This window comes from Peptacetobacter sp., from assembly GCF_029264495.1.
Lineage (GTDB): Bacteria > Bacillota > Clostridia > Peptostreptococcales > Peptostreptococcaceae > Peptacetobacter.
Genome location: NZ_JARIBH010000005.1, coordinates 1 through 8497, shown reverse-complemented (window position 1 = coordinate 8497; position 8497 = coordinate 1). Strand labels below are relative to the sequence as shown.

Sequence of the window (8497 nt, the reverse complement as noted above, 5' to 3'; positions counted from 1 at the left end):
TAAATATATCTGCTGTTCAGTTTTCAAAGTTCATTTTAATCTTTCGATTTTCTCTTTTGTTTCTTGCCCTCTCTCAAGGACAAGTATTATATTATCATCTCTTTAATAAAAGGTCAACACTTTTTTTGATTTTTTTATAATTTATTTTTATTTATTTGAAAATATATTTAAAATTCAACATTTAAACTATTATTTTTTCAGCAAAACTTTGTTATTCTTCCTTTATTTACTTTTTCTTATTTTTTTATTCGGTCATAAATTATATATAATAATTATATATAATTTTAATTTTTATATACTCTTTATTACTTACATTTTTGTGTAATCCTTTTTTCTCTTTCCTATTATTATTTTATATTTTCTTCTCACTTATATCAAATTTATATTTATTTTAAAAATTTTATTAAATATTAAGTTCATATTCTCAAAAGAAAATCATTGATTCTAGTTGATAGTATATAAAAAAGCACCTATATAACTGCACGTTTTCTAAATACAAAAAGACTACTTAACTAAAAAGTTAAATAGTCTTTTATTTTATTAAAATCTATCATTTATTTTTATTACAAATTATTATTCAACAGTTTCTTCCTGTTTTTCTATAGGTTTCATTGTAGGGAATAATAATACATCTCTTATTGATGAAGAGTTAGTTAAAAGCATTATTACTCTATCTATACCTATTCCTAATCCACCTGTTGGAGGAAGCCCTACTTCAAGAGCATTTAAGAAATCTTCATCCATATCACAAGCTTCATCATCTCCAAGCTCTTTCTTTCTTAACTGGTCCATAAATCTACCTTTTTGGTCTATTGGATCATTAAGTTCTGAGAATGCATTAGCAAGTTCCCATCCATTTGCAAACGCTTCAAATCTATCTGTAAGTCTTGGATCTTCTACATTTCTCTTAGATAATGGAGATATTTCAACTGGATGATGAGTTATAAATGTAGGCTGTACTAATTTATCTTCTCCAAATTCTTCAAAGAATTCAGCTATTATTTCTCCTCTTCTCATTCCTGGTTTTATTTCTATACCTTTTTCTTTAGCAATTGCTATAGCTTCTTCATCTGTATTTATTTCATTGAAATCTACACCTGAATATTCTTTAACACAATCTATCATAGTCATTCTTTTCCAAGGTGGTTTAAAGTCTATTTCTTTATCCTGATAAACTATTTTTGTACTTCCTGTAGCTACTTCAGCCATATGTGCTATAAGATTTTCAGTTATTTCCATCATATCTGTATAATCTGCATATGCTTGGTATAATTCTATAGCTGTATATTCTGGGTTATGTTTCATATCCATACCTTCATTTCTGAACATTCTTCCCATTTCATATACTTTATCGAACCCACCAACTATTAATCTTTTTAAATATAACTCATTAGCTATTCTTAAATACATTGGTATATGAAGAGTATTGTGGTGTGTTATAAATGGTCTTGCGTTTGCACCACCAGCTATTGTGTTAAGTATTGGAGTTTCAACCTCTAAAAATCCTCTTTCATCTAAGTAACTTCTTAATGCTTTAAGAGCTTTTGTTCTAGTTATAAAAGCATCTTTTACTTCTGGATTAACTATAAGGTCTACATATCTTTGTCTATATCTTAATTCTTGATCTTTTAATCCATGATATTTTTCTGGAAGTATCTGTAAAGATTTAGATAATAAAGTTACTTTATTAGCTTTTACTGATATTTCTCCTCTTTTAGTTATGAAAACTTCTCCTTCTATACCTACAATATCACCTATATCATAAGTTTTGAATATATCATATTCTTCATCACCTAATCTATCTTTTCTTACATAAGACTGTATTCTTCCTTCAGCATCCTGAATATCTATAAATCCTGCTTTACCCTGTATTCTTTTACTCATCATACGTCCAGCAATTTTTACAGTTTCTCCTTCTAATGATTCAAAATCATTTTTTATCTGAGCTGAATAATGTGTTCTATCATATCTACTTTCTTTAAACGGATCTCTCCCCATTTCCTGTAAGTTAGCTAGCTTATCTCTTCTTACCTGAAGAACTTCACTTAATTCTTCACTAGTCATTTCTACATTCATTTCTGTATTTTTATTATTGCTCATAGTACACCTCCATTTAGATTTTATTATATATAATTGCTACCTTATTTTATATTTACTATCTGCTTATTGATAATATTTTATATTTAGCTATACCATCTGGAACCTGAACTTCAACTTCTTCTCCTTCAGTTTTTCCTAATATAGCTTTTCCTATTGGAGATTCATTTGAAATTTTTCCTTCAAAAGGATCTGCTTCTGTTGAACCAACTATAGTATAAACTACTTCTTCTTCAAAATCATAGTCGTAAAGTTTTACTATTGAACCTGCATTTACTTTACTTAAATCTATAGATTCTTCATCTATTATAGTAGCTTTTCTTATCATATTTTCTATTTTTAATATTTTTTCTTCTAATTCAGCTTGTTCTTTTTTTGCTTCATCATACTCTGCATTTTCTGATAAATCTCCATATGATATAGCAACTTTTAATTTCTCTGCAACATCTTTTCTTCCTACTATTTTTAATTCTTCAAGCTCAGCTTCTAGTTTATCAAAACCTTGCTGAGTTAATAATATCTCTTTATTTTCTTCCATTTTCCTATTGGCTCCTTTTTGTAAATTGTATTAAATTTTATATTTATTTTCAAATGGGTATTAAATCGCCATTATTTTACTTTATCCGCTATATTATAGGCTAATATTTAACTGATGTCAAGAATTGTGCCATATATGCTTCTAACCTATTTACTACTTCTTCAGCTGTTTCTAACTTATTTATCTCATCTCTAAGTTTAGCAGATTTCTTCATTCCTTTTAAATACCAACCTAAATGTTTTCTCATTTCTCTAACAGCTACATATTCTCCATCTTCTTCTATAGCTAAATTAAAATGTTTTATCGCTGTTTTTATTTTTTCTTCAGTTGTTGGTTCTGGAATAATTTCACCTGTTTTCATATAATGATTTATTCTATTAAATATCCATGGATTTCCTTGTGCACCACGACCTATCATTATTGCATCACAGTTTGTTTTTTTTCTTATATTTATAGCATCTTCAATTGTTACTATATCACCGTTTCCTATAACAGGTATATTTACAGAACTTTTTATTTTCTCTATTATATCCCAATCTGCATTACCAGAATAATACTGAGCTCTAGTTCTACCATGTATTGTTATCGCTGATGCCCCACTATCTTCTGCCATTTTTGCAAATTCGACAGCATTTATACTATCATCATCCCAACCTTTTCTGAATTTTACAGTTACTGGCTTTTTAGATTTTTTTACAGCTGCTTTTATAACTTCTGACGCAAGCTTTGGATTTTTCATCAGTGCTGATCCATCTCCATTTTTAACAACTTTAGGAGCTGGACATCCCATATTTATATCTAAAATTTCATTTGAATGTTCATTTAAAATTTCCGTAGCTCCTGCTATAAATTCTGGTTCAGATCCAAAAATTTGAACAGCTACTGGATGTTCTTCTTCCTCTATTTTAAGCATACCCTTAGTTTTTTCATCATTATAACAAAGGGCTTTTGCATTTATCATTTCTGTATATAAAAGTCCACTCCCATATTCTTTACATATAAGTCTAAATGCTAAATCTGTAACACCTGCCATAGGAGCTAAAAATACTTCATTTTCAAGGACTATATTTCCTATTTTCATAATCCATCTCCTTTCTTTTTAAGTTTATTTTCATAAAGTCAATGCTATTATATTAACATAAAATGGAACAGTTCTTCAATATTTGCAAAAAAATTAGAGGCAATTAAACCCTCTAATTTCAATATTTTTATAAGTCATTATAAATATTATTTTTAATATTATAATTCGTTATTTTTATTTTTTTCATATATTATTCTAAGACCTTCTAATGTAAGAAACTTATCTATCTCATCTATACTATCTGTTTCTGAAGAAATAAGACCAGCAAGTCCACCTGTTGCAACAACTTTTATATCTTTATTTTTTAATTCTTCTTTCATCATATCTATGATTTTATCAACTAAACCTACATACCCGTATATCAAACCTGATTGCATTGCAGATACAGTGTTTTTTGCAATTACAGTACCTGGTTTTATAAGTTCGACTCTAGGAAGTTTTGATGCTCTTTGGAATAATGCTTCACTAGAAATTTTAACTCCAGGAGCTATTGTTCCACCTAGATACTCTCCACTTTCAGATATTGCACAGAATGTAGTTGCTGTACCAAAATCAACGACTATAAGTGGATAACCATATTTTTCTATTGCTGCAACAGCATTGACTATACGATCTGCTCCAACTTGTCTTGGGTTATCATATTTTATATTTAATCCTGTCTTTATACCAGGACCAACTACCATGGCTTCTTTACCACAATATTTTCTAGAAAAATTCTCTAAGGAATGCATTACATCTGGAACTACTGATGATATTATTACATCATCTATATCTTCTATTTTTAAATCATAATGTCTAAATAAGTCTTTTATAAGCATTCCGTATTCATCTGAAGTTTTATATTTATCTGTATGAATTCTCCAATGTTTTTCTAGTTTATCTTCATTATATAATCCTAAGACCATATTTGTATTTCCAACATCAAATACTAATAACATAAATCTATCCTTCTTTCTAAATATTCTATTTTAAATTTAGATTATTTTTGTATTCACTAGCATAGTTATTTTATCAACTCTAATATATCAATGTCAATAATATTGTATACAAAATTATTAAATATAGCCTTTTTGTCCCCTTATAGATACTTCTCCTGAATATACTTCTTCAATATTTCCATCCATATGCTCGACTATCAAATTTCCATCTTCATTTATATCAATACATTTTACTTTTTCTTTTTTATTATCTTTTATTAAATATACTATTTTACCTATAAGTATGGAATTTTTTTTGCATATATCAACTATTTCTTTTTTGTTTTCCAATTCTATATACGATATATATAACTTCTCAAACTCTTTTATAAATTCACTTATTATTTCTACTCTATTTATCTCTATCCCTTCTTTTTTTAGAGAAGTTGCTTTTTCTGATAATTCCCCGGGAAATTCCATGGTATTTACATTTATACCTATTCCAATAATTATACTATCTACTTTTTCAACTTCAGCTATCATTTCTGTTAATATACCACATACTTTTTTATCATTCAAAATTATATCATTAGGCCATTTTATCTTTGTTTTTATCCCTAATTTTTCAAATGCATTAAGAATAGCTGCTCCTGCTACTAGTGTTAAAAATGGTGCTTTATATACAGGTATATTTGGTTTTACTATTAAACTCATCCATATTCCTTCTCCAAGGTTTGATTGCCAATTTTTTCCTAATCTCCCCTTACCTTCAGATTGGTACTCAGCTATTACTATACTTCCATCTGATAAAGAGCTTGCATTCTTTCTACAATAATTATTTGTAGAATCTACACTTTGCATATACTTTATATTTTTGCCAACAATTTTAGTATTTAAATTCATAGTTATTTGTTCAGGTATAATCAATTTTGAATCTAAATCTATAATTCTATATCCTCTTTTATTTATCGCTTCTATTCTATATCCATTTTCTTTTAAATAATTTATATGCTTCCATACAGCTGCTCTTGATATTCCTAGTTCTTTTGAAATACTTTCTCCTGATATAAATGTATCTCCAGCATTTGATAACATATCAATTATCTTTTTTCTATTTTCTTTAGGCATCTTATTTTCTCCTTTTTAAAAAGGGAAGGCTATATCACCTTCCCTTTTAATAAATATTATAAAACTATATATTTGTATATACTATTCCTCAGAAGTAGTTTTATCAATTATTTTTATATCTTCTTTTTCTAAATCCTGTTTTTCTTCTTTAACATCTGAAGTTGTTATTTCAGTATTTTCTATTATCTTTTCTTCTTTTTCATCTTCAGAATTTAAGTCAAGTTTTCCATCAATAGCTTTATTAAATTCTTCTTCATCTAAAGTTTCATATACTAATAGAGCTTGTGCTACATTTTCTAGTTTATCCATATTTTCAGATAAAATTTTCTTTGTCATTTCATAAGCACCTATTATTATATTTCTTGTTTCTACATCTATTTCATTTGCAACTTCTTCTGAATACGATCTATTATTTGATATGCTATTTCCTAAGAATACTTCCCCTTCACTATCAAATGTTATAGGTCCTATTTTTGAGCTCATACCATATTTTTTAACCATATCTCTAGCTGTTTGGCTAACTCTTTCAAGGTCATTTGAAGCTCCTGTAGAAATATCTTTAAGAACTAATTCTTCAGCAACTCTACCACCAAGCATAACTATAATATCTTCTTCCATATCTCTTTTAGTAGCAAAATACTTATCTTCTACTGGTAGCTGCATTGTAAATCCACCAGCCATTCCTCTAGGTATTATTGTTACTTGATGTACTGGACTTGTATTTTCTAATAAATGTGCACATACTGCATGTCCTGCTTCATGATATGCAGTAAGTCTTTTTTCTTTATCACTTATAACTCTAGATTTTTTAGCTACACCAACTATAACTTTTGTTATAGATTCTTCTATTGTAGCCATTTTTATTTTCTTTTCGCCTTTTCTCGCTGTTAATATAGCTGCTTCATTCATTAAATTTTCTATGTCTGCAGGAGTAAATCCAGGTGTTCTTTTTGCTAATACACTTAAATCTACATCTTCATCTAGAGGTTTTTTTCTTGAATGAACTTTAAATATTGCTTCTCTTCCTCTTACATCAGGAGTTCCAACAACTACTTGTCTATCAAATCTTCCTGGTCTTAAAAGAGCAGGGTCTAATATATCAGGTCTATTTGTAGCAGCCATTATAATTATACCTTGATTAATTCCAAATCCATCCATTTCAACTAATAACTGATTTAGTGTCTGTTCTCTTTCATCATGTCCACCACCAAGACCAGCACCTCTTTTTCTACCAACAGCATCTATTTCATCTATAAATATTATCGCTGGTGCATTTTTCTTTGCATCTTCAAATAGAGATCTTACTCTAGATGCTCCCACACCAACAAACATTTCAACAAAGTCTGATCCACTTATACTAAAAAATGGTACTCCTGCTTCTCCAGCAACTGCTTTAGATAAGAATGTTTTACCTGTTCCTGGAGGTCCAACCATAAGTATACCTTTTGGTATTCTAGCACCTAGTTGAGTATATTTTTTAGGATTTTTAAGGAAGTCTACAACTTCTTGTAAATCTTCTTTCTCTTCTTGAAGACCCGCTACATCGTTAAATGTTATTTTTTCTCCTTCTCCATCTTTATGAAGTTTGGCTTTAGATTTTCCAAAGTTCATAACTTTTCCGCCTCCACCTTGAGACTGGTTCATAAATGTAAACCATAGTATTCCTAAAAATACCACCATAAGAAGCGTTGGAAGCATAGATATAAACCAAGGTGTTGTAGGCTCTTTTTCTCCATCTATTTTCAATTTATTTTTTTCTGACTGTTCAAGGACTTTATCTGCAAATTGCTCACCTTTTACTTCTGAAGGTATATAAGATTTAAATTTAGTTTTATCTTTTAATACACCTTCTACAGATGTTTCATCTACAAAATATATTGAAGCTATATCTCCTTGATTAAGTTCTTGATATACTTTTGAGAATGGAAGTTCTTTTACTTTTTCTACTTCTTTTCCAGTAAACTGGATAACGCCAACTATTATAGCTAACATTAAAACGTAAAATACTACTCCTTTTAGCATTTTTTTCAAATTAACTTTCCCTCCTTTTAAGGTTTTATAATTTTTTTATGCTTAATTTTAGCACATTTTTTGTAGTTTCATCAATTTTATAATTTTCACTAACTCTATATTCACCAGCAAGAATAACACCATCTTCATCAACTAAAATAGGTACTCTATTTCTATCTTCTCTCGGAATTTTAAGATCTATAAATAAATCTTTTATTTTTTTAGTTCCCCCTTTTAATTTAATTTTATCTCCTGGTTTTCTATTTCTTACTGTTATACCCCCTTTTATCTTATCAAAATCAATAGCTTTTACCATTTCATCTTTTTTAAGACTTCTGTATTTTTCTATACTTATTTTACTAGAATCTATCAGTAATCCCAGTTCTTTTATTTTTATAAATCCATCTTTAGGGATATTATAGTTAAACTCTAAATTTTCTTCCTTAATTTCTTCCATAGTAAATAATATAGTGTCTAGTTTTCTATATACAAAAACTCCTCTTGGAAGATTTATAACTTTTCCATTTTTTGATGTTCTTATGAATTGAATAACCTCTTCAATATGTTTTTGATCTACAAAGTTAGTATCACCTAGAACATCTCTTATAGAAAATCTTATAACTCTATTTTTTATCGCTTCATGTAATTCTAAAAACTTATCTATATTAATTTCAACAGAATTTTCATCAATTGTACAAACTTCTTTATATGCTTTCATAGATTCTG

7 protein-coding genes are annotated in these 8497 nt (G+C 28.2%); all 7 read right to left on the bottom strand.

Going from position 1 to position 8497, the window contains the following annotated elements:
- Window positions 1-573: 573 nt before the first annotated feature.
- Window positions 574-2100, bottom strand: a complete 1527-nt coding sequence (lysS, locus tag Q1J78_RS00240) for a lysine--tRNA ligase (RefSeq protein WP_300278654.1) — start codon at window positions 2098-2100, stop codon at window positions 574-576.
- A gap of 55 nt (window positions 2101-2155) precedes the next feature.
- Window positions 2156-2635 carry a transcription elongation factor GreA gene (greA, locus tag Q1J78_RS00235; RefSeq protein ID WP_300278651.1) on the bottom strand — a complete coding sequence of 160 codons (480 nt, stop codon included), beginning with the start codon at window positions 2633-2635 and terminating at the stop codon, window positions 2156-2158.
- 100 nt (window positions 2636-2735) lie between these two features.
- On the bottom strand, window positions 2736-3716 hold the full coding sequence (gene dusB / locus Q1J78_RS00230) for a tRNA dihydrouridine synthase DusB (protein WP_300278648.1): 981 nt from the start codon (window positions 3714-3716) through the stop codon (window positions 2736-2738).
- Window positions 3717-3874: 158 nt separating this feature from the next.
- Entirely contained in the window at window positions 3875-4654 is a 780-nt protein-coding gene (locus tag Q1J78_RS00225; protein WP_300278645.1) for a type III pantothenate kinase, read from the bottom strand.
- 117 nt (window positions 4655-4771) lie between these two features.
- The gene (locus Q1J78_RS00220; protein WP_300278643.1) at window positions 4772-5761 is read right to left on the bottom strand and encodes a biotin--[acetyl-CoA-carboxylase] ligase; all 990 of its coding nucleotides are present in this window, start codon (window positions 5759-5761) and stop codon (window positions 4772-4774) included.
- An 81-nt stretch (window positions 5762-5842) separates the two neighbouring features.
- The gene (ftsH, locus tag Q1J78_RS00215; RefSeq protein ID WP_300278641.1) at window positions 5843-7792 is read right to left on the bottom strand and encodes an ATP-dependent zinc metalloprotease FtsH; all 1950 of its coding nucleotides are present in this window, start codon (window positions 7790-7792) and stop codon (window positions 5843-5845) included.
- 25 nt (window positions 7793-7817) lie between these two features.
- The coding region (tilS, locus tag Q1J78_RS00210; RefSeq protein WP_300278638.1) for a tRNA lysidine(34) synthetase TilS at window positions 7818-8497 on the bottom strand (680 nt) is incomplete at its 5' end.

Excerpts from the sequence above, each read along its gene's own strand:
- lysS (WP_300278654.1), bottom strand. The coding sequence starts at position 2,100 with ATGAGCAATAATAAAAATACAGAAATGAATGTAGAAATGACTAGTGAA.
- greA (WP_300278651.1), bottom strand. The coding sequence starts at position 2,635 with ATGGAAGAAAATAAAGAGATATTATTAACTCAGCAAGGTTTTGATAAA.
- dusB (WP_300278648.1), bottom strand. The coding sequence starts at position 3,716 with ATGAAAATAGGAAATATAGTCCTTGAAAATGAAGTATTTTTAGCTCCT.
- Q1J78_RS00225 (WP_300278645.1), bottom strand. The coding sequence starts at position 4,654 with ATGTTATTAGTATTTGATGTTGGAAATACAAATATGGTCTTAGGATTA.
- Q1J78_RS00220 (WP_300278643.1), bottom strand. The coding sequence starts at position 5,761 with ATGCCTAAAGAAAATAGAAAAAAGATAATTGATATGTTATCAAATGCT.